This window comes from Wolbachia endosymbiont (group A) of Rhinocyllus conicus (assembly GCF_947250775.1).
In the GTDB taxonomy this organism is placed as follows: domain Bacteria; phylum Pseudomonadota; class Alphaproteobacteria; order Rickettsiales; family Anaplasmataceae; genus Wolbachia.
This window is the reverse complement of the sequence record NZ_OX366349.1, coordinates 907783-930038: the sequence shown is the minus strand read 5'-3', so window position 1 is coordinate 930038 and position 22256 is coordinate 907783. Positions and strand designations below refer to the sequence as shown.

Annotated in this window: 21 protein-coding genes, 1 tRNA gene and 1 pseudogene; 11 read left to right on the top strand and 12 right to left on the bottom strand. The window is 35.1% G+C overall.

Going from position 1 to position 22256, the window contains the following annotated elements:
* The first annotated feature begins 72 nt into the window (after positions 1–72).
* Complete coding sequence (locus OOK92_RS04655; protein WP_264735374.1) at positions 73–204, top strand: hypothetical protein; 132 nt, start codon at positions 73–75, stop codon at positions 202–204.
* 206 nt (positions 205–410) lie between these two features.
* On the opposite strand, the gene OOK92_RS04650 is transcribed toward OOK92_RS04655, so the two are convergent.
* Together OOK92_RS04650 and rsfS are read right to left on the bottom strand one after the other, a co-directional pair.
* Positions 411–533 carry a hypothetical protein gene (locus OOK92_RS04650; RefSeq protein WP_264735373.1) on the bottom strand — a complete coding sequence of 41 codons (123 nt, stop codon included), beginning with the start codon at positions 531–533 and terminating at the stop codon, positions 411–413.
* On the bottom strand, positions 524–850 hold the full coding sequence (gene rsfS, locus OOK92_RS04645; protein WP_253309997.1) for a ribosome silencing factor: 327 nt from the start codon (positions 848–850) through the stop codon (positions 524–526). Before rsfS ends, OOK92_RS04650 begins: the two co-directional genes overlap by 10 nt.
* Positions 851–973: 123 nt before the next feature.
* On the opposite strand from rsfS, the gene OOK92_RS04640 reads away from it, so the two are divergent.
* From OOK92_RS04640 to OOK92_RS04630, 3 genes are read left to right on the top strand one after another with little or no spacing between them, the layout of a single operon-like run.
* A complete protein-coding gene (locus OOK92_RS04640; RefSeq protein WP_264735372.1) occupies positions 974–1648 on the top strand; it encodes an AAA family ATPase in 675 nt (224 codons plus the stop codon).
* Positions 1649–1682: 34 nt separating this feature from the next.
* Positions 1683–2126: an RNA pyrophosphohydrolase gene (locus OOK92_RS04635; RefSeq protein WP_406719231.1), complete on the top strand. Its 444-nt coding sequence runs from the start codon at positions 1683–1685 to the stop codon at positions 2124–2126.
* A 16-nt stretch (positions 2127–2142) separates the two neighbouring features.
* Positions 2143–2952, top strand: a complete 810-nt coding sequence (locus tag OOK92_RS04630) for a TatD family hydrolase (protein ID WP_264735371.1) — start codon at positions 2143–2145, stop codon at positions 2950–2952.
* Here the strand turns inward: OOK92_RS04630 and mdh are convergent.
* From mdh to OOK92_RS04600, 6 genes are read right to left on the bottom strand one after another with little or no spacing between them, the layout of a single operon-like run.
* Complete coding sequence (gene mdh, locus OOK92_RS04625; protein ID WP_253307177.1) at positions 2927–3889, bottom strand: malate dehydrogenase; 963 nt, start codon at positions 3887–3889, stop codon at positions 2927–2929. The two genes, OOK92_RS04630 and mdh, sit on opposite strands and share 26 nt — an antisense overlap.
* A gap of 3 nt (positions 3890–3892) precedes the next feature.
* Complete coding sequence (locus tag OOK92_RS04620) at positions 3893–4465, bottom strand: NADH-quinone oxidoreductase subunit C (protein WP_253307178.1); 573 nt, start codon at positions 4463–4465, stop codon at positions 3893–3895.
* Positions 4458–4973 carry a NuoB/complex I 20 kDa subunit family protein gene (locus OOK92_RS04615; RefSeq protein WP_164224545.1) on the bottom strand — a complete coding sequence of 172 codons (516 nt, stop codon included), beginning with the start codon at positions 4971–4973 and terminating at the stop codon, positions 4458–4460. The genes OOK92_RS04620 and OOK92_RS04615 overlap by 8 nt, the downstream gene beginning before the upstream one ends.
* Positions 4974–4976: 3 nt before the next feature.
* Positions 4977–5330 (bottom strand): NADH-quinone oxidoreductase subunit A, encoded by a 354-nt coding sequence (locus OOK92_RS04610; protein WP_006279576.1) that lies wholly within the window; start codon positions 5328–5330, stop codon positions 4977–4979.
* Between the two features lie 18 nt (positions 5331–5348).
* Positions 5349–5717, bottom strand: a complete 369-nt coding sequence (locus tag OOK92_RS04605; protein WP_164224547.1) for an HIT domain-containing protein — start codon at positions 5715–5717, stop codon at positions 5349–5351.
* Between the two features lie 3 nt (positions 5718–5720).
* A complete protein-coding gene (locus OOK92_RS04600; protein WP_264735370.1) occupies positions 5721–6680 on the bottom strand; it encodes a hypothetical protein in 960 nt (319 codons plus the stop codon).
* A gap of 173 nt (positions 6681–6853) precedes the next feature.
* Here OOK92_RS04600 and OOK92_RS04595 point away from each other — a divergent pair, with 173 nt between their 5' ends.
* Positions 6854–8383 (top strand): UDP-N-acetylmuramoyl-tripeptide--D-alanyl-D-alanine ligase, encoded by a 1530-nt coding sequence (locus OOK92_RS04595; protein WP_253307181.1) that lies wholly within the window; start codon positions 6854–6856, stop codon positions 8381–8383.
* A gap of 50 nt (positions 8384–8433) precedes the next feature.
* Positions 8434–9384 carry a complex I NDUFA9 subunit family protein gene (locus tag OOK92_RS04590; protein ID WP_253307182.1) on the top strand — a complete coding sequence of 317 codons (951 nt, stop codon included), beginning with the start codon at positions 8434–8436 and terminating at the stop codon, positions 9382–9384.
* An 8-nt stretch (positions 9385–9392) separates the two neighbouring features.
* Here OOK92_RS04590 and OOK92_RS04585 read toward each other — a convergent pair.
* The 3 genes from OOK92_RS04585 to OOK92_RS04575 form a co-directional block, all read right to left on the bottom strand.
* Positions 9393–9466, bottom strand: a tRNA-Arg gene (locus OOK92_RS04585).
* 705 nt (positions 9467–10171) lie between these two features.
* On the bottom strand, positions 10172–10306 hold the full coding sequence (locus OOK92_RS04580; protein ID WP_264735369.1) for a hypothetical protein: 135 nt from the start codon (positions 10304–10306) through the stop codon (positions 10172–10174).
* 547 nt (positions 10307–10853) lie between these two features.
* Positions 10854–11810: an IS5 family transposase gene (locus OOK92_RS04575; RefSeq protein ID WP_264735368.1), complete on the bottom strand. Its 957-nt coding sequence runs from the start codon at positions 11808–11810 to the stop codon at positions 10854–10856.
* Between the two features lie 197 nt (positions 11811–12007).
* Between OOK92_RS04575 and OOK92_RS04570 the strand changes: the two are divergent.
* The 5 genes and pseudogenes from OOK92_RS04570 to OOK92_RS04550 form a co-directional block, all read left to right on the top strand.
* A pseudogene (locus tag OOK92_RS04570) lies at positions 12008–12163 on the top strand (transposase); the annotation flags it as partial.
* Positions 12164–12282: 119 nt separating this feature from the next.
* The gene (gene clpB, locus OOK92_RS04565; protein WP_264736387.1) at positions 12283–14946 is read left to right on the top strand and encodes an ATP-dependent chaperone ClpB; all 2664 of its coding nucleotides are present in this window, start codon (positions 12283–12285) and stop codon (positions 14944–14946) included.
* Positions 14947–14972: 26 nt separating this feature from the next.
* On the top strand, positions 14973–19679 hold the full coding sequence (locus tag OOK92_RS04560) for an NAD-glutamate dehydrogenase (RefSeq protein ID WP_264735367.1): 4707 nt from the start codon (positions 14973–14975) through the stop codon (positions 19677–19679).
* A 5-nt stretch (positions 19680–19684) separates the two neighbouring features.
* Positions 19685–19981: a Sec-independent protein translocase subunit TatB gene (gene tatB, locus OOK92_RS04555; protein WP_253307184.1), complete on the top strand. Its 297-nt coding sequence runs from the start codon at positions 19685–19687 to the stop codon at positions 19979–19981.
* Complete coding sequence (locus tag OOK92_RS04550) at positions 19953–21335, top strand: PleD family two-component system response regulator (RefSeq protein ID WP_264735366.1); 1383 nt, start codon at positions 19953–19955, stop codon at positions 21333–21335. The genes tatB and OOK92_RS04550 overlap by 29 nt, the downstream gene beginning before the upstream one ends.
* A gap of 144 nt (positions 21336–21479) precedes the next feature.
* Here OOK92_RS04550 and recO read toward each other — a convergent pair whose 3' ends face one another.
* Complete coding sequence (gene recO, locus OOK92_RS04545; protein WP_264735365.1) at positions 21480–22202, bottom strand: DNA repair protein RecO; 723 nt, start codon at positions 22200–22202, stop codon at positions 21480–21482.
* Positions 22203–22256: the final 54 nt, after the last annotated feature.

The following is a 22256-nucleotide window of genomic DNA, read 5'->3' as shown; positions in this document are numbered from 1 at the left end:
ATGTCATCCAAGTAGCCAACACTGGGATCCAGAAAACTTAATTATAAACAAGCACACTATACAACGTTTTCGATGAAATTGCATGAAAAACTGGATTCCAGTGGGCTTTGTTGCATCGCTACTTATGAAAGGCTAACTATAGCTAGGATTATAAGCAACCTATTGAAAATCTTGTTTTTTTGCAATCAATCTGATCAAATTTAAGAATAGTAATTTATTATTTATATTAATAAACTTAATTCTATTGAAAATAGCTAAAGCATTGAAATTCTTGAATTTTAGCCGGATTAGTGAGTGGTAGTGAAATTTCTTTTACTCAAATTTAGGTATTCACTGACCGTTCTTGTTATAAATACCAGAATAATAAGCTACTGATATTCTCCATCTTTTTTATCTTTAATCCATCATAGCTAGCGATGCAACAAAGCCATTCCAGTGTCAGCTACTTTCATGACACTACCTGTGCAGAAGTTGCCTTCAAAATTACAACGTTTGTGCAGTTGTGCACCAGCTATCCAGGCAATCAGTTCCATAACTCTTCTATTTTATAATACTCCCTTACTTCTGACCTGAATATGTGAACCATTATGCCTTGAAAATTCAAAATCACCCAATTGCCTTCATCCATACCTTCTACATCTATTTTATCATGTCGCTCGAGACTTTTTATTACGTGTTCAGCTAACGCTTTCACATGGCGACTTGAATCACCAGATGCAATAATCATATATTTTGCAATAATGGTCCTATTCTGCACATCGAGAGTAACTATATCGTGACCTTTATTTTGATCTATTATACTTACAATCATGCTTTTTATTGATTCTGTATCACTGGATACATTAGTCATCATCTTAAATTATTTAATTTACTTATAATTATACACTCAAAATCTCTAAATATGAACTATTTTCAACGCGAATGTTCGTTAAAAAGGTATTACCTGCATCTATTTTATCATCATGTTTTTAGCATGTACAATGATATACTTTTATATATAATTGAAAATAGCTTTCTACTAGTATTCATTATGGACAAGACTCTCATCTACTTAATCGGCTTTCCAGGCAGTGGTAAGTTTACTACTGCAAAGGAACTGTGTAAAATCATTGATGCAGTAATAGTAAGCAATAATCTATTCAATAATATTATATTTGATATTGTTAAATTGCAGGATGCTGAAGTTCCAGATGAACTATGGGAAAAAATTTTTGCAGTTAGGGAAAATGTATTAGCAATACTAGAAAAACACTACATAAAATCAAAACATTATATATTTACAAATGAATTGATAGAGGGTGACCCCTATGATCAGAGAATATACAACTCTGTGGTAAATTTAAGTAAAAAAATGGATATGGAAATTCTTCCTGTAGTGTTACATTGTAATGACGAAGAACTAGCAAGGCGTATTCACTCAAATGAGAGATGCCGGAAAAATAAAATTATTGATTCGGATTTTGTTATGAAAAGAATTGAAGGGAAAAGGCTATTTATACCGGAAGGTACACTTGAAATTGATAACTCAAACTTAAGTGCAAAGGAAGTTGCAAAGAAAATTGTTGAAGAGATGAAGGAAGAAAAAAATGGAAAATTAATTAAAACTTCTGTAACAAATCATTTAAAAACAGAGCGTACTCGTGGTTGAGCAGAAAGATAAGTATCGTCCTTGTGTTGGCATAATGCTATTTAACAGACAAGGACATGCCTTTATTGGAAAACGCTTTGATAGCGACTCTTACTGGCAGATGCCACAAGGAGGTGTTGATGATGGTGAGGAACTGGAACAAGCAGCGTTACGTGAGTTGCTAGAGGAAGTTGGTACTAATAAAGTAAAGGTTATAACTAAAAGCAAGGATTGGATATACTACAACTTGCCTGAAGAAGTTATACCAAAGTGCTGGAATGGGAAATATTCTGGTCAAAAGCAAAGGTGGTTCTTAATGAAATTTTATGGAGAGGATAAGGATATTGATATTAATTATACTGATCATCCAGAGTTCAAAGAGTGGCGTTGGCAAAGTATAGATGATTTAGTAGCCAATGCTATATCATTTAAAAAAGAAGTTTATAAGACAGTGATAGAAGAGTTTTCTTCTATAATAAAAACCTCTATTATTGAGTAAAATTTACAATAAGCTCATGATAGTAGATTCTCATTGCCACTTGATTTATTTTTCCGATGATGAAATACCAAAAGTAATTTCAAGGGCAGAGCAAAATGGTGTAAAAATTTTGCATAACATATGCGTAAGCATTGATGATATCCCTAAATTATTAAAAATTTCTTCATCCTACGATCAAGTCTACTTCTCTGTTGGTATACATCCACTTGATGCTGCTATAGAAAACGGTGAGTGTATACATGCTGATGAATTAGTTGAATTTACTAAGAATCAAAAGGTAATTAGTATCGGTGAAACCGGGTTAGATTTTTATAAATCTGACAACAAAGACAATCAGAAAAAAAGTTTTGCATCACACATAGAAGCAGCAAGAATAACAGGGTTACCTTTAGTTATTCACACTAGGAGTGCTGATAGTGAGATGATCGATATGTTAAAGTCAGAAATGAAAACCTGTGCTTTTAGTGGAGTAATGCACTGCTTTGCTTCCTCTAAAGAGCTTGCTTATCAATCTATAGATTTAGGGTTATATATTTCATTTTCTGGAATCATTACTTTTAAAAATGCGAGCTTACTCAGAGGAATTGCACAAGGTGTACCACGCGAACGTGTTTTGGTTGAAACTGATGCACCGTATCTATCACCTGAGCCTTGCAGAGGAAAAAAGAACGAACCAGCAATGGTAAAATATGTTGTGGATTGTTTGGCAGAGTTATGGAATGAGTCACCCGACAAAGTAGCAGAAATAACCACAAGCAACTTTTTTAGGCTGTTTACGAAACTTGAGCTACAAGGAAATTCTATAAAACCATTGATTTGCTTATGAGCCTAAATAGTTCTTTCACTGCATTCACAGATTTATCGAACATTTCTCGTTCACTATTATCCATCTTAACTTCTAGGACCTTTTCAACTCCATTTTTTCCAATAATTACAGGAACACCAATAAACAAATCTTTTACACCATATTCACCATTAAGGTAAGCAGCACATGGTAATATACGCCTTTTATCTTTTAAATATGACTCTAACATGCATATAGCTGAAGATGCAGGAGCGTAGTATGCAGATCCAGACTTAAGCAGATCAACTATTTCTTTACCGCCATTGCGAGTGCGTTCAACTATTTCATCAACTTTTTTCTGCGTAATGAGACCCATATCGATAACTTGGGTAAGTGGAATGCCAGCGATAGAAGTGCAATTAATGAGTGGTACCATAGTGTCACCATGTCCTCCAAGCACAAAAGCAGATATATCTTCAACTGAAATATTTAATTCACTTGCAAGAAAATAACGGAAACGGGAAGAATCAAGCACTCCTGCCATTCCAACAACCATATTAGCTGGAAGGTTTGAAAATTTATGCACCACTGAAACCATGGCATCCAAAGGGTTGGTAACCACTATTACAAACGCATTTGGAGAATACTTCTTAATATTTTCACCAACCTCCTTCATTACTTTAGCATTGGTTTGCAGGAGGTCATCCCTGCTCATTCCAGGTTTTCTAGCAATGCCTGCTGTTATGATGATTGCATCAGAATTTTCTATATCTTTGTATTGATTAGTTCCAGTTAAACCAGAATTAAATCCATCAATAGGGGATGATTCTGCTATGTCGAGTGCTTTACCTTGCGGTATTCCATCACTAATATCAAGTAAAACAACATTGCCGAGTTCCCTTAGTGCAATCATATGGGCAAGAGTTCCACCGATATTTCCTGCACCGATTAAAGATATTTTTTTTCTTTGTACTGTCATTTTCTACTCCTTTGTATTTACTTTTATGGTTTTACCTTCCCAAGGCGATAGGCTATCAAGCATACGAAAATCTTGCGATAAATCTATAGGATTATATACAACCTTTTTTGCCTCTATATCGTATCTTACTTCCTCATAACCAGTGAGAGGGAAATCTTTTAACATTGGATGACCTTTGAATCCATAGTCTGTTAGAATCCTACGCAAATCAGGGTGATCAGAGAATTCTATTCCATACATATCAAACACTTCACGCTCAAACCACGAAGCTGTGCTAAATACCTTTGCTATGCTTGGAGGCATATCGCCCTCACATAATTGAAGTTTTATGTGTACTCTAATATTATGCACAATGCTGAGTAAATTGTACACTAACTCAAAGCGCTTTTCTCGATCTGGATAGTCAACCCCAAAAATATCAACTAATAGTTCAAACCTACACTTTTCATCATCACGTAGAAAGGATAGGTGCTTTTCAATTTCATCTAAAGTTGAATATATTACAATAATGCCATCATCTTTTTGAATGCACTCACACTTGGTCTTTTTTTGTATATGCCTTGCAGTTTTATCCATGCTTTATATTCTGAGTTCGTTTTATTTTGTTTTGTAGGCATAGCATTCCATATAGCAACGCCTCAGCGGTTGGTGGGCATCCAGGGACATACACGTCAACTGGCACAATTCTATCACAGCCTCGGACTACTGAATAAGAATAATGGTAATAACCACCACCATTTGCACAACTTCCCATAGAAATAACATACTTCGGGTCTGCCATTTGATCATAAACCTTGCGCAATGCTGCTGCCATTTTATTAGTTAGTGTGCCAGCAACAATCATCACATCTGATTGACGTGGGCTTGCACGAAACATTATGCCATATCTATCAAGATCATAACGGCTGGATGCAGTATGCATCATTTCAACTGCGCAACATGCAAGACCAAATGTCATTGGCCACAATGAACCAGACCTTGCCCAATTCATTACATAATCTATTAAATCACCAAATTTAGTAACAAGAAACCCTTCTTTTTTATAACGACCCCAGTCATCATTAGATAGAATTTGATTTGTCATAAACTACTCCCACTCTAATGCACCTTTACACCATTCATAGATAAAACCTATAGTGAGTATTGCAAGAAATACCATCATAGACCAAAATCCACCATAGCTTATCTTAGATAAAGAAACAGCCCAAGGAAAAAGAAAAGCGATTTCTAAGTCAAATATTATAAATAATATTGAAACTAGGTAAAATTTAATGTCAAAATTTTTTCTTGCACTGGATAGTGGATTGAAGCCACACTCATATGTGGAAAGTTTTTCACCATCTGGCTTACTCACTGCAAGAAACATAGGCAATATACCTAAAGCAAAAGATACTACAATTGATACGCAGATAAAGATTACTATGGTTAGATATTCGCTCATTTAACAAAACATATAACACTATGAGTTTACATGCTTTCCTAACTTTTTACCACCTAAAATATGCACGTGAAAGTGTGGTACAACCTGCTCTCCATTTTCACCGTAGTTAGTGACTAATCTATATCCTGTTTTTTCTAAATTATATTTATGTGCTATTTCTCTGACAATTTTGAAAAAGCTTACTATCTCCTCTTCAGAAGCTTTTAGAATAAAATCATCGTATGAAATATATTGATTTTTTGGTATAACTAAAATGTGAACTGGTGCGTCAGGGTACTTATCACGAAAAGCTAGTACATTTTCATTTTCATGTACCTTCTCACAAGGTAACTCACCTCTTAATATTTGAGCAAAGATGTTATTGCTATCATAAACTTCATTGCTCATATTTTAAGAGCGACCTTTCCCTCTTCCTTTATTTCTTTCTACATCAGGCATAGATAGTGGTTTTATTACTTCACCAGAGGCATCTTCAAAATTCAAAAAAGTACTGCCCAATCCTTCTGCTTGCTTTTTGATATCTCGTTCTGATAACTGCATATTTTTTATAGGAGAAATAGCTTCTTTACTTTTACCAAAAGGAAACTCGTTAGGATTAGTAATGTTAAAAGATTTTACTAATTCATCTGTACTTGTAACAGTTTCTGAAGACTGCCCTGGTGACTTTCCAGTTTGTGCTGGCCCTGGAGTTTTTGATGGTTTGTTCTGGTTATCATATTCTCGATACAATTTCTCTGCAATACCATTCAGCAATTTTAAGTCTGTATGAATTTTAAATTCTCCACCAGTAATTCCTGCAAGCTTCTTAAGGTCTTCGTCAACTTTATTAGCAATTCCTTTAAGAACAAGCTCTTCTATTTCTTTCTTGCTCTTGCCTTTATTATCAGGATTAGTTTTAATAGTGTTAGCTATTTCCTCAACGTTAATTTCAATTACAATTTTGTTTTCTTCTCTAAAAATAGTTACATTTGGCAGGTTTTTCTTTATTTGACCTAATTGTTCATCGTTCAAATAAGGTATATCTCCCGTCAGAGTCCTTGACGCTAAAAAAGCTACCTTTCCTTTCCCTTTCTTTTGCTCTGTTATTTCTACACCAAGATTCTCACTAGCTTGTGTGGTTTTTATGGGTGGATCATATTTTTCAAGCTCGCTGCCAATAACATAGCGCCCGCCATTTTTTATGTCGTGCCACATTTCGCCCCGAGACTTAAACCAGTTTTTTGGCTGTATAGGATATATTATACCCCCAAATAGAGCTCCTACACCTCTACCCAGAAAATTTCCTACTCCCGAAGCTGCATTACCAACTTTAGCTAGTATAGAAGTAGGTTTTTCATTTCCTGTTAACATACATACCTCCAAGGTACTTTCTACAACATACCTAATTATAGACGAAAAAATTTAAACTTCTATATCCATTATAAGATAGAATTATAGGGATTGCAACCATTATTTATACATTGTCTAAAACATGTGGTATTTGCTACTTTATTCAATTTACTTTAAAGAGTACTCTCTAAATTATGTTTAAGTGGAATACAAATAATATCATTGATGCAACTGGCGGAAGAGGCGTAAATGGTTGTAATTGGACACATAGCTCAAATATTTCAACGGACACAAGAAGCATAAAAAAAGGTGATTTATTTATTGCACTCAAGGGAAAGAATTTTGATGGCCATAATTTTTTGCATGAAGCGTTTTTAAAAGGGGCTGCCGCTGCAATAGTAAGTGAGGGTAAATATAAAAATTTCCCTCTCATTATTGTACAAGATACCCTGAAAGCTTTGCACGATATGGCATCATACTATATTAGAAATATTCTTGTTGATGCTAAAATTATTGCAATTACAGGCAGTGTCGGGAAAACCACTACAAAGGATATGCTGCACACTGTTTTATCGCAATATGGAGTGTCCCATGCAAACAAAGGTAACTTAAATAATAATATAGGATTGCCTTTGACAATTCTAAAAGCTCCAAAAAACTGCCAGTACTTAATCCTTGAAATGGGAATGAATAAAGCTGGTGAAATAAAAGAATTATCAAAGATTAGTAATCCAAATATTGCAGTTATTACCAACATCGAACCTGCACATACTGAAAATTTTTCATCACTATTTGACGTTGCACAAGCGAAGTTAGAAATTCTATATGGTATGAAAAGTAATGGTACTTTGGTCTTGAACAGAGATAATAAATATTATGATTATCTCTCATCACGCGCCAATAGAAATGTAATAAGCCTCGGTAAAGATAAAAATGCTGAAGTTTGTTTACTAAACTTAATAAGAAACGATGAATCTTCTGTCATTTCAGCACTATCTTCTGTCATCCCAGTGCCCAGACACTGGGATCCAGGAAGTTCAATTGCAAATGAGCATATCAGACGGTTGTATAATAAAGACTGGATTCCAGCGTCACGCGCTGGAATGACATCAAACCGAGTTGCTAATAGATTAAGTTTAAAAATCAGGCTGAGTGATAATCAAATTATAAACTGTAATTTACGTGTACAAGGTGAGCATTTTGCTTATTCGCTACTTGTTGTTGCAGCAGTTGTGCAGAGCCTCGGACTTGATTTATCAAAATTACCACTTGCACTTAAGAATTTTAGTGTAACGAAAGGTAGAGGCAATATTCATAAGGTCAAATACAATAAAAAATATATACATTTAATTGATGACTCCTATAACGCCAGCCCTGCTTCGATGAAAACTGCAATAAAAACTTTGAGTACATATTCTAATCAGAGAAAAGTAGCTTTGCTTGGTGATATGTTGGAACTTGGTGATAAAAGCATAGAATTTCATACAGATTTGGTTAAGATTGTCACAGAAAATAATATAGATAAAATTTATACAGTTGGTAAATTTATGTTAGAATTGCATGAGCTTTTGCCAGATAATATAAGAGGCGCGCATTTTAATGATTCTAATCAATTGAAAAGTGATTTAGCTAACATTATTCAGAATAATGACGCAATTCTAGTTAAAGGCTCACGAAGAATGAAAATGGATCTTATTGTACGGGAATTCATAATAGAATATTAAGCAAAATCATTGTATTAATTTACAGTAACAAATTATTAGGAACTTTAATCGTGACAAAACGTGTAATTATTTTTGGTGGAACGGGGTTTATAGGGAAACACATCGTAAGACGCTTGGCAGCAGAAGGATATTTAATAAAGATATTCACTCGTAATCAGGAAAAAGCTGCTTGTTTAAAATTGTGTGGCAATTTGGGACAAATATCAATATTTAAAGGCGATTTTTTTGATGAAAAATCAGTTCTAGAGGGTATGGAAGAATGTGATGTAGCCATAAACTTAGTGGGAATATTATATGAAGCAAAAAAGCACGATTTTTACGCTGTTCACGTTAAAATAGCTGAAAGGATAGCAAAAGCTGCAAAAATGAAAAATGTACCTATGATGATACATTTTTCCGCTATGGGAATAGAAAATAGCAAGTTGTCAAAATATGCCAAAAGTAAATTGGAAGGTGAAAAAGCTGTAACTTCAGCATTTCAAGAAGCAATAATAATTAGGCCAAGCCTTGTATTTGGTAAAGAAGATAACTTCTTTAATAAATTTGCAAGATTAGCAACTGTTCTTCCTTTTTTGCCGCTAATTGGCAATGGAACGACTAAATTTCAGCCAATATGTGTAACAGACTTAGCTGAAGTGGTATATCGTATTATCAGTTTTAATAAGCAAGACAAGAAAATTTATAACATGGGTGGACCAAAGGTTTACTCTTTCAAAAGCTTATTGAAGTTTATTCTGAATGTTACTAACAGAAAGTGTTTGTTGATCAATGTATCTTTTCCAATGGCAAAGTTAATAGCTTTCTTTTTAGAAAATAAAATTATTTCTATGCTGCTAAAACCAATAACCGGAGATACGAACCCTGTGCTTACTCAAGATCAGGTGAAAGTTATGATGAATAGCTCAATCGAAAAGTCAGCTGACCTTGAAACAATGAAGGTTCGACCATTAGCAATTGAAAATGTGGTGCCAGAATACTTGAAGATTTATAGAAAGTATTGATAGAAGAGTGTGCCCGGTAGGATTCGAACCTACGACCCACAGCTTAGAAGGCTGTTGCTCTATCCAGCTGAGCTACGGGCACACAATATATATAAAATGCTTCTTAGTACAAGTGAAGTCAAGTATTTCGTGTGAATATGATGTTTGTGGTAATATCTTACAACACCTTGTCATTGCAGTTGTGTGTCATGCGCTGCCGAAATTGGATGCGAGAAGTCCATTTATTTTAGAAAATATTATATAGAAACTTGCTTGACAAACTCCGCCAGCCCCCTTATTATGACAATAAGGGTATTTATGACTCAAAACTTGTTTTTGACCTGCAGGCTCAATGACAAAATTCAGTAAAAAACTCAGGGTATTTTTTGGCGGATTACATAAAATTATAGCGGCTGCATGTCTTTTTTATTTTTTCTACATTCAGCCAAATCGCGCTTATTTTAAGCGTTAGCACATTATTACAGCGCCACTTACAGTAATATAGAGTCAAAACTCGCACCACGGGGCTTCTTTTGCCTTTTTTTTATTTGGTAAATTTCTTAAATATCTTCTTAAATTTTATAGCTAATCAGTACTGGGATGACAAGAAAGGAGCACTGGGATGACATTATAGGGGCGCTGGAATGACACCCTGACAATCGTCGTCCCGCTGCTTGTTAGCGGCTAAGAGATACCGTGAATGAATCACGGTATGACGGTTCGTGGTGGTATGACGGTTCGCGGTGGTATAGTAATTCGTCATCCCGCAGCGGGATCTATGTCAAGAGATACCGTGACGGTATGACGGTTAATTCACGGCGGTATGACGGTTCGCGATGGTATGACGTAGGACTGCTGTCATTCCAGTCTGGAATCTAGTTCTTATTGTACATTTACTTGGTGTAGAGTTAAGTTTCCTGGATCCCAGTGGGCTTTGTTGCATCGCTACTTATGAAAGGCTAACTATAGCTAGGATTATAAGCAACCTATTGAAAATCTTGTTTTTTTGCAATCAATCTGATCAAATTTAAGAATAGTAATTTATTATTTATATTAATAAACTTAATTCTATTGAAAATAGCTAAAGCATTGAAATTCTTGAATTTTAGCCGGATTAGTGAGTGGTAGTGAAATTTCTTTTACTCAAATTTAGGTATTCACTGACCGTTCTTGTTATAAATACCAGAATAATAAGCTACTGATATTCTCCATCTTTTTTATCTTTAATCCATCATAGCTAGCGATGCAACAAAGCCATCCCAGTGTTGGCTACTTGGATGACATCATAGGGGCGCTGGAATGACACCCTGACAATCGTCATCCCGCTACTTGTTAGCGGCTAAGAGATACCGTGAATGAATCACGGTATGACGGTTCGTGGTGGTATGACGGTTCGCGATGGTATGACGTAGGACTGCTGTCATTCCAGTGCTTGACACTGGAATGGCTTTGTTGCATAGCACCTTAAGCAGTGATGGTTTACGACAAATTTATGTAATGATTTCAAATTTAGCCATACCAATATCAGTGAATTTGTTGAGCAAATAGCACTTAATTAGTAATTCTTTTTCACGATTTACTTCAGATTTATTCCTAAAGCTAAATCCAAATACTTGCTTCAACCTTGAGAAAAATCCTTCTATGTAAGATCTCTTTCCATAAATTGCTTCCTTTTTCCACTCTTTTACACCATCTTGTCCATATAATTTTATTAACCTAATAGCAGCATTCCTGTCAGACATATAATCTATTTTTGAATGTTCTGCTGCATCCTTTTTTGGTAGAACTTTTGTCTTTATATCGTATTTCTTACACAATTTATAAAGTTTGTGCCTATCGTATGCCCTATCTGCATATAATGCTTTTATTTTGTGCTGAAAATTAACTTCTTCAAGCAAATCGCAAGCTCCATAGTGGTCAGAGTAGACGCCATTACTGTATCTTGCAGCTATAGCTTTTTTACTATTCACACTTAACATAACATGTAACTTTCTTACTTGCTCGTAGCTTCGGTACTTTCTATCTGCACTGTTTTCCTTACTGTGGCCAGGAGTGTTACTGTAAATGCTGATACTTGTGCTATCTATGATAATTTCAATATTTTCCATGTTGCTTTTATCAACCCTGCAATCATTTATCTTAATATTAAGTTTTTTAAACCTTCTTGATGCTTGTGAATAGCTGATAACTGCCAAATTTTTTCCTATTTGTTGCAGATATCCTTTTATAAACCCCACCGTTTGTCTTAACCCAATTCTAAAAAGATTGACAATTATATGCACCAAAATTACGACTTTATCACTGTAAATATAGTTGCCGCCCTGCATTTTTGGACTATTTTCATACCAATTTTCGATAGCTTCATCGATGTAACGAAAAATATTTCCCCTTTTTTCAAGGAATTTGTTATATTCGTTTTGGTTACTGACTTTCATTTTCTGTGGCATATTTTTTCTTCAACAGTTAAATGGTTATTTATAATGAATTTTGTCAGTAGCCACCAGATTTTTTCGGTTGCTATGCAACAAAGCCCACTGGAATCCAGCTTCTATGCAACCTCATCAAAAACATTCATTTAGTATAAGATCAGCTACTTTCCATGCTAGTTTGCTTATAAACAAGCAAACTTTTCTGGATCCCAGTGACCTTTGTTGTATTGCCAAAGAGATGGGTCGTTGAGCGCTCTTTTGCTTGGTTGGAAAAGTGTAGGCGGTTGTGGAAAAATTGCGAACGTAAACTCAATACCAGCTTGCAAATGATTGTCCTTTCCTTCATTTCTCTCCTATTACGAAGATTTTAAACAGGTTCTTAAGAAAGTTTTAAATTTTTGCAAACCATACCTAACAATAAACAACTTTAGGTTTAAATTTATGAAATCAGTTGTTATATACATCAGCAAATACGAATTTAACTGGTGTTATGGACTTAAATAAATTTACCGAAAAAGCAAAAAGTCTAATTCAAAGTGCTCAGATGAAAGCGTTGGGAGCTGGGCATCAGATTTTTATGCCTGAGCATTTACTCAAAGTGATGCTTGAGGATGAATTAGGTTTAGTTCAGGATTTGATAAACGCTTGTGGTGGAAATGTGCAAAGTATTTCTGATGCTGTGGATAGCGCAATAAAAAAGTTTCCAGTAGTTGAAGGTCCAGGAAGTGGTGGACTTCAACTTTCAAGAGAAATAGCAAAAGTTTTTGAAGATTCAATTGGTCTTGCAAAGAGAAATAAAGATTCATTTGTTGCTGTTGAGCGTTTACTGCAGGGCCTCACTGCACAAAAAGATGATACTGTAGGCAAAATTCTGGCAGAGAATGGTGTTACACCGCAAAAATTAAATTCAGTTGTTACAGACATGAGGAAAGGTAGCAGTGCAGACTCGCCAAATAGTGAGGAAAAATTGAACGCTGCTAAGAGATATACAAAGGATATTACAGAGCTTGCTATGCAAGGCAAGCTTGATCCTGTAATTGGTCGTGATGAAGAGATCAGAAGAACTATGCAGGTATCACTGAGGCGGACAAAAAATAATCCAGTGCTGATAGGTGAACCTGGTGTTGGAAAAACTGCAATAGTCGAGGGGCTTGCAAACAGAATTGTTGCAAACGATGTGCCACTTGGTTTGCGTGATGCAAAGGTTTTAGCTTTGGATCTTGGTGCATTAATCGCTGGAACGAAGTTTAGAGGAGAATTTGAAGAAAGGTTAAAAGCAGTGATTAATGAAATTTCAAAAACAGAGGGAAAAGTTATCTTGTTTATAGATGAGCTTCATACTTTAGTTGGAGCAGGAGCAATAAGTGGTGCAATGGATGCCTCGAATCTGCTGAAGCCTGCTCTTGCGCGTGGAGAAATTCGCTGTATAGGAGCCACAACTTTAGATGAATATCGTGAACATATAGAAAAAGATCCTGCACTTGCACGGCGTTTCCAGCCTGTGTTTATCTCTCAACCAACTGAAACTGATACCATTTCAATACTCAGGGGTTTGAAGGAAAGATATGAAGTGCATCATGGTATAAGAATTACAGACGGTGCAATAATTGCTGCTGCAACGTTGTCCAATAGATATATAACAGATAGGTTTTTACCTGATAAAGCAATTGATTTGATTGATGAAGCAGCAAGTAGGGTGAGAATTGAAATGGATAGCAAGCCTGAAGTTATTGATGAACTTGAGAGAAAGGTTATACAGCTAAAGATTGAAGCAGAAGCTCTAAAAAAAGAAAGTGATGAAAATTCTAAACAGCGTTTAAAAAAGATAAATGAAGAGATCGAAAATCTAAACAGTAAATTTGCTGACTTGAACAGCAAATGGCAGATGGAAAAGAATAAAATAGCTAGAATACAAGAAACAGTTGAAAAATTAGATAACGCCAGAAAAGAGCTGGAATTGGCTCAGCGGAGTGGAAATTTAGGAAAAGCAGGAGAGCTGATGTATGGTGTGATCCCTCAGCTTGAGAATGAATTAAAAAATCAGGAAAAGGTTACTGATAGTTTCTTAAAGAAAGAAGTGACTGGAGATGATATTGCAAACATTGTTTCAAAGTGGACAGGAATTCCAGTTGATAACATGATGCACAGCGAAAAGGAAAAACTTCTTAACATGGAGAATGAAATAGGAAGAAGAGTAATAGGGCAAAAAGGCGCGATAGAAGCAATAAGTAATGCAGTTAGGCGCTCTCGCTCTGGTGTGCAAGATACTAATCGACCTTTCGGTTCATTTTTATTCTTAGGCCCAACCGGGGTTGGAAAAACAGAACTGGCAAAAGCCCTTGCTGAATTTCTGTTTGACGATCAATCAGCGCTTTTGCGTTTTGATATGTCAGAATATATGGAAAAACATTCTGTTTCAAAGCTAATTGGCGCGCCTCCAGGGTATGTTGGCTATGAGCAAGGTGGCAGATTAACCGAAGCAGTAAGAAGAAGGCCATATCAGGTTATTCTGTTTGATGAAATAGAGAAGGCAAATCCAGATATATTTAATCTATTGCTGCAAATCTTGGATGAGGGTAGACTCACTGATAGTCATGGCAAATTAGTTGATTTTCGCAACACCATACTGATCTTAACTTCTAACCTTGGTGCAGAGATAATGCTTAAGGGAGTTACAGAAAATGAGACTCTACCTCCTGTCATCCAAGTAGCTGACACTGGGATCCAGATGCAGATTCCAGCGTCACGCGCTGGAATGACATCGGAAGGAGGAGTTGCTAACTCTGTAAAAAGCGAAGTGATGCAAATAGTTAAATCAGCATTTCGTCCAGAATTTTTAAACAGGCTGGATGAAATTATTATATTCCACAGTTTAACCAGAGATGACATCTATAAAATTATAGATGTTCAATTTTCTTATTTACAAAAAACACTTGCTAAGCGTAAACTGAGTATAAGTTTGTCGCAGGAAGCTAAAGAACTAATAGCACAAACTGGCTATGACCCTGAATATGGAGCAAGGCCCCTAAAAAGGGTTATACAAGAGTGTATCCAAAATAATTTAGCTAAATTAGTTTTATCAGGGGAAGTAGTAGAAAATGATGAGCTAATAGTGTACGCTCTTGATAATGAAATCTTAGTTAAAAAGGTTTAAGTTCACTGTGTATTTTTGTTAAAAAAATGTGTATAGATCATAATGTTGACACTGAGTCTTTATTTGAGTTAGTTGATCAAGAAAATCAGCAAGATAAAGAAAAAATTAAAAAATTTATTAAGTATTTTTATAGTTTTGTTTATAAAAGCGACCTAAAAGCCAACGATAAGTTTTTGCTATATATTGTAAACGATGCTTACAATTTTGTTTCTCAAAAAGAGAAAGATGAAAGTAAGTTAGTAGTAAGCAATATAGATGATATACCAGGAATAGAAGGCGATTTTACCACGATTAAGATAACAAACGATGATATGCCATTTTTGGTTGATTCTGTTATTGCAACTATTAAATCGCACAATTTAACCATATGCTATTACAGCAACAGCATAATTAACATTAAAAGAAAAGATGGCCTAATAGATGAGATTTACTCCTTGGAAGAAAGCAATGGAGTCAAAGAATCAGTTATATATGTAATTATCAAAGGTATAAGTGACAGTTTTGTTGATACATTAAAAGAATCTCTACAAAAAACGCTGAAAGCAGTTAATTGCGTTGTGAAAGATTGGCACTTAATGCTCAAGAAACTTGATGAAGCAAAAAGTCTTCTTTTTGCCATCGAGCAGCCAGCGTCGAACGCTGGAGTGACACCAGGAAAAGATTTCTTAGATTGGCTAAAAAACAATAATTTTGTATTTCTAGGTTATCAAGAATATATTGCTGGTAAAGATGAAAAACTCGTCTGTGATAGCAAAAAGGACCTTGGCCTGATAAGAGTAGGTCAAAGTACGTTGATTCCTTCTGCAAACCTTGATTCCCTATACATATTGAGATCAGATCTAATCTCAATAGTCCATCGGCGTACATACATGAATTGTATAGGAGTAAAAGAATTTGATGACCAGGGTAATGTAGTAAAGGAACGGCGTTTTTTCGGGCTATTTACTTCTGTAGCGGAGGTCCAAGATATTCGAACTATTCCAATAATAAGAGATAAAGTTAAAGTTATAGAAAAAAATGCAGGGTTTGTAACCGGGGGCCACAATAACAAAGCTTTAATTTCTATTTTACAAGCATTCTCTTGTGATGAATTATTCCAATCAAATGAAGACGAATTATTTAAAATTTGCATTTCGATCATGTCTCTTGCGATTAGGCCAAGGGTCAGATTATTTTTAAGAAGAGTAAGGGATTTTATTAGTTGCATAGTGCTGATACCAATGCGTTATGCTAGCGCTAGGCTAATGTTCAAGATACGTGACATATTGAAGGATGAGACAAGTGCAGAAAGTTCAGATATTTATAACAATCACATTATCAATGAATATGATTTGATGAAATTGCATGTAGTGCTAAAGACCAAAAATGCTAGTGTTCCTGATGACGAAGTTTTGCGTATCGAAAACAAATTGAGGAACATTACGGAAAAGTGGGAAGATCGTTTTATAGACAATTTATATAATACTTTTAGTACTGTTGAGGATATATTCATCCGTTATTGCAAGGCATTTCCAATAAGCTATCAAGAGAGTTTCGAACCTCATGACGCATATTACGATATGAAAAAATTGGAGATAGTGAGGAAAAAAGGAGTTAGCGAGGTCGATTTAAGACTTACTCGTGATAATCTTAATTATCAATTAAAGGTTTATACTCCAAGCAATAGAGGCCTTGAATTATCGAAGATATTAAGGATCACTAAGAATTTGGGAGCTAAGATTCTATCTCATAATGGCTATTACATAGAAATTAACGGCGGAATATGGATACACCATTTTGTGTTGTCAAGAGTCGATGAATTAATAGACAACATTACTCTAAAAGAGCAATTTGAAATAACACTTGCGAAAGTGTTTAGAAAGGAAATTAAAAATGATTATTTCAATAGTTTGGTCATTATTGCTGGACTGGAGTGGAAAGAAGTGCTTCTGGTTAGAGCGCTCAGTGCTTACCTAAAGCAGACGTCATTTAACTACAATCCAGAATATATCCAAAAGGTAGTCTCAGAGTATCCAAAAATAGTAAAGTATTTGATACAACTATTTCATGCAAGATTTGATCCTAGCATAGACATTGATAGAGCAGAAACCACGGACATTTTCATAGAAAAAATTGAGGAACTTCTAAAAGAGATCAGCAATGTTTCACATGATTACGTTTTGCGCTCGATATTTAACTTGATAATGGCTATTTTAAGGACCAGTTATTATCAAGACGATAAACCATATTTATCTACAAAATTTGACTCAAATAAAATAAATGGTTTGCCTGATCCTCGTCCATATCGTGAATTGTATATTTATTCAAATCTTTTTGAGGGAATACATCTGAGAGGAGGGAAATTGGCCCGTGGTGGCTTAAGGTGGTCGGATAGGACGGAAGATTTTCGCACTGAAGTTTTGGGGCTCATGAAAGCTCAGATGACAAAAAATGCGGTTATTGTACCTGTTGGCGCAAAGGGTGGGTTTGTAATTAAGCAAGTTTATAAAGACAAAGATATTTTAAGAGAGAAAGGTGTTGAATGCTATAAGAGTTTTATCAGGGGAATGCTTGACATTACTGATAATGTAGTTAATGGCAAAATAATTCCACCAGAGAATGTGATTAGGTATGATGAGGATGATCCATACTTGGTAGTTGCAGCAGATAAAGGCACTGCTTCTTTTTCTGACTATGCAAACCAAATAGCCTCTGAATACAATTTTTGGCTTGGCGATGCATTTGCATCTGGTGGATCAGCAGGTTATGATCACAAAAAAATGGGTATTACAGCCAGAGGTGCATGGATTGCAGCGCAGAGGCATTTTTGGAAAATGAATAAGGATATTTACCAAGATGCAACTGTTATTGGAATTGGAGATATGGCTGGCGATCTATTTGGAAACGGTATGCTGCTTTCAAAAAATATACATTTAATCGGCGCATTTAACCATATGCATATTTTTATTGATCCAAATCCTAGTGCAGAAAAGAGTTTCACAGAGCGTAAACGTCTCTTTGAGTTACCATTTTCAACTTGGATGGATTATAACAAAGATTTGATTTCTAAGGGTGGAGGAGTATTTGAGCGTAGCAGCAAGCAAGTAAACATTTCTCAAGAAATAAAAAAATGCTTTGATATAACAGAAGATATGCTACCTCCAAGTGATTTGATTAGATATCTACTCAAAGCAGAAGTGGACTTCATATGGAATGGAGGAATTGGCACGTTTGTTAAGGCAAAGAGTGAAAATCATAGCATGGTCGGTGACAAAGCAAACGATGAGTTAAGAGTAAATGGTAAAGATATTAGAGCTTCTATGTTTATAGAAGGCGGAAATTTGGGATGCACACAGCTTGGAAGAATAGAATATGCTGAAAGAGGTGGATATATAAATGCAGATTTTGTTGATAATTCAGCCGGAGTGATATGTTCGGACCTTGAAGTTAACATCAAGATTGCATTTGTTTCAGCTATGAAAGCAGGGGGTGTTTCTTTAGAAAAAAGGAATGAAATACTGGCAAGTATGGTGGACGAAGTTGCATCCAAAGTGCTTGAGAACCACAACAGAATTGAAACAAAAGCATTACTTCTTGAGTGTTTGCAAGCTAAAGAGAGATTGGAGCAGCACCACAGGTTACTGCTCAGTTTAGAAAAATCTGGGCTGTTAAACCGAAGCGTAGAATTTCTTCCAACTGAAGAAGAGATAGCAAGGATGTTAACTGGTGCAGAAGGTTTCAGTTCTCCTCAGCTTTCTATTCTAATGTCTTATGCTAGAACGGCAATAAAAAATGAAATTATACATTCCGATCTGCCTGAAAAAGATCTTATATCTAATGACTACTTGCTAGGTTATTTTCCTAAAAAGATGATAACAAAGTTTAAGGATTTCATATTAAAACACCAACTTCGTAGAGAAATTATCTCCACTTGTATTACAAATGATGTAGTAAATAGGATGGGCTGTATATTTATTAATAATTTAGTTGAGAATACTGGAATTAAGGTACACGAAGCAGTTAACATATATATCGTTGTTAACCACCTATATGATTTAAATAACCTGTGGCAAAAAATTGATGAATTGGATGGAAAAATTGATATTAACTCATACTTGCAAATAGTGAGAAATGTGCAGAAGTTTATTGGCAGAGTATCGTTTTGGTTAGTAAAAAATCTTGGCAAACTTAGCTTTATAGAATTGGATGATGTTACAAAATTTAAAGATGCAATTGAAACTTTAGGCCAGAACTTAACTAATGTTTTAGATGAACACCTGTTAAAGGTCTATAATCGTGGATACACTTCTTTAGTGGAACTTAATATAGATAAAGATCTAGCAAAAAAAATTGCTGACCTGTGCGTTCTTACTTATGCACTGGATATTATATCTGTTGCTGAACAGACGTCTTTGCCCATTCTTGATGCTGGTAAAATATACTTTGAGTTAAAGTCGCTGTTAAGATTCGATCTGATTAGAACAATTGCCATCAAGATGAAAAGCCGCTCTTCTTATTGGGATCGCAGCTTAGTTAATGATTTATTGGACGATTTAAGCAATTACCATCACAAGCTAGCTGTTAAAGTCATAAAAGCTACTGATAACCCCGAAGATAAGGTTCAAACCTGGGCTTGTAATGATAAGGACTACATAGAACGTTATAATAGTTTTTTAGATGAGATAGTTGCTTCTAAACTTGATTTAAGCAAATTAATATTTATAATCAGGAGGATTAAAGTACTTGCTTCATAGGAAAAATGTTTAATATAGGTCTTTCAGAAATTTTGGTCGTTGCTTTAGTGAGCATAATTGTTCTTGATAGAAATAAGGTGCCTGTATTTATTGATCTTATTAGGAATACATATAGGTATCTTATGATTATAAAATCAAAAGCTAGGAGGTTATTGAAAGACGCAGGAATTGAAGACTTATATAAAGAGTGTAATACTGAGAAAGTAAATTACATAGTTGGTAAAAATGGTAAGCTTTATCCTACTTACGATATAGATAATACATCTAAAGATAATGACAGCGAAGATTCTAGTAGTAGATGATGTACTATCTAATGTCAAGCTTTTAGAAGCTCGACTAAAAGCAGAGTACTATACGGTTATCGTAGCTCATGATGGTGAAGAAGCTATAGATTTAGTAGCAAAGCAGCAGCCTGATATTATATTACTTGATATCATGATGCCAAAGATGAATGGCTTTCAAGTTTGTAAGGAGCTAAAGAGTGATCCCTTGACAACCCATATTCCAATAATTATGGTAACTGCACTGCATGATACTCACAATAGAGTACAAGGCATTAATGCTGGTGCAGATGACTTTCTGACTAAACCAATAAACGAAACTGCTTTATCTGCGAGAATTAAGTCTCTCACACGCTTAAAGATGATTATCGACGAATTGCGTTTGAGAGGAGAAACCAACGCTGAGATTGGCGGAGTAGCAGGAAACAGTATTATGGATTATTCTAATCAGATTTTTGATGCTAACATACTTGTTGTAGATGAAGATGTCTTTCAAGCAGAGCAGATATATAATGTACTAAAGCACCGCTTTAGGTCAATTAAAATACTGAGTGATCCAGTGGAGGCATTAAAGGTTGGTATTAAGAATAATTACGACCTGATCATTTCTGATATGCAGTTTTCAAAAACTGACGGCCTGCGTTTGTGTTCTGAGTTTCGTAGTAAAGTAGAAACACGCTATACACCAATTCTGATTCTTTCTGAGGATTATGATAAAAACAATTTAGTAAAAGCACTTGATGTAGGTGCTAATGATTATTTAACAGTACCTTTGGATGAGGGTGAGTTAGTAGCAAGGGTTAATTCGCAAGTAAAACGCAAAAGATATCAAGATGCCTTGAGAATGAATTTATTTAATAATGCGGAAATGTCTATAAAGGACCCATTAACTAACTGTTATAATAGAAGATATTTTGATGCACACTTAAGAAACATTGTTAAGGACTCTGTGGAAAAGGATAGAAGGTTGTCTCTTATGATACTTGATATAGACTATTTTAAGATGGTGAATGACAGTTTTGGGCATAGTGCTGGAGATGAACTTTTAAAGCAAGTACAGAAAAGAATTTCTGAAAATATCAGAGTGACAGATTTACTAGCTAGGTTTGGTGGTGAGGAGTTTGTTGTTGTAATGCCAGATACCAATGTATCAGATGCGTACACTATTGCGGAGAGAATACGAAAAATTATTGCTAAAGAAACTTTTATACTTGCGGACAAAAATACAACCCATAACATAACTGTGAGCATTGGAATTGCAGAAATGCAAGGATCTGACCTTGACGATATTAAAAAATTTATAGTACGTGCTGACAAATATTTATATAAGGCAAAAAACAGTGGTAGAAATAGAGTGGTTACTGGCTATAGCTAAAGTGGCTTAAGTTTACCGACAACCGTCATTCCGCTACTCGTTAGCGGAATCTATGCTGAGATACCGCGAATGAATCGCGGTATGACGTGTTGCTTGGGTTAGCTATAGATTTCTGAAATGATTTCAAAAAAATGATAACTAAGGTTAAAGCGACAACATGAGGTTTCTCAGCTCTGGAAATTTCATGTTTAACTGCAAAAATAGATACTTATTTAAAAAATATCCTGTGACTTTCAGTCCTAACTGAAATTCTTGGAATGAGTAGCTGTTTTGTAGGTTATTATTGTATACATCATGCAACATTTGTGGAAAAGGTAGGAGTTTATCTGCATAATAATCTCCTGCTTTTTTTGACACTGCTCTACCAGTTTTTGGAGAAATAAATTGTAAGTTTTCCTTAACACCTGTTACAGCACATTTGGATAAGTCTAACTTGAATCCCAATTGCGTAAGAAGCAGAAGCTCTAAGTTAAGATAATGGCTTTGCCAAGACTGATTGTTGTGTTTAATTACATCGATGAAATATCGAAAATTGTCATACAGCACGGCACAGGGTTCACTTTCTGGAAGCACTTTTTCTAAAATAGAGGAGAAAGAGACAATAGTAATGCTTTTTAACCTATCTTGAAAGAAATGATGGAATGGAGATTCGATTAATTCGCACTTTAAAAAACCCAGATTTTCAGGTAACTTAGCACTCCATTCTGCATGTAATAGATTACTTATCTGAAACTTATAATTGCTATTGTTTGTTAGCTTAGTTAATCCCCTGCGCTTTCCATGATTTTTTGTAAACAGAGAAAGAATTAAGTTTTTATCGCCGTATTTTTTAGCAGCTATAATGATGCCTTCATCTTTCCATCTCATTTAGAGTAATTAACCATATTGACCGTATGATATTATAGAAATAGTAAAATTAGT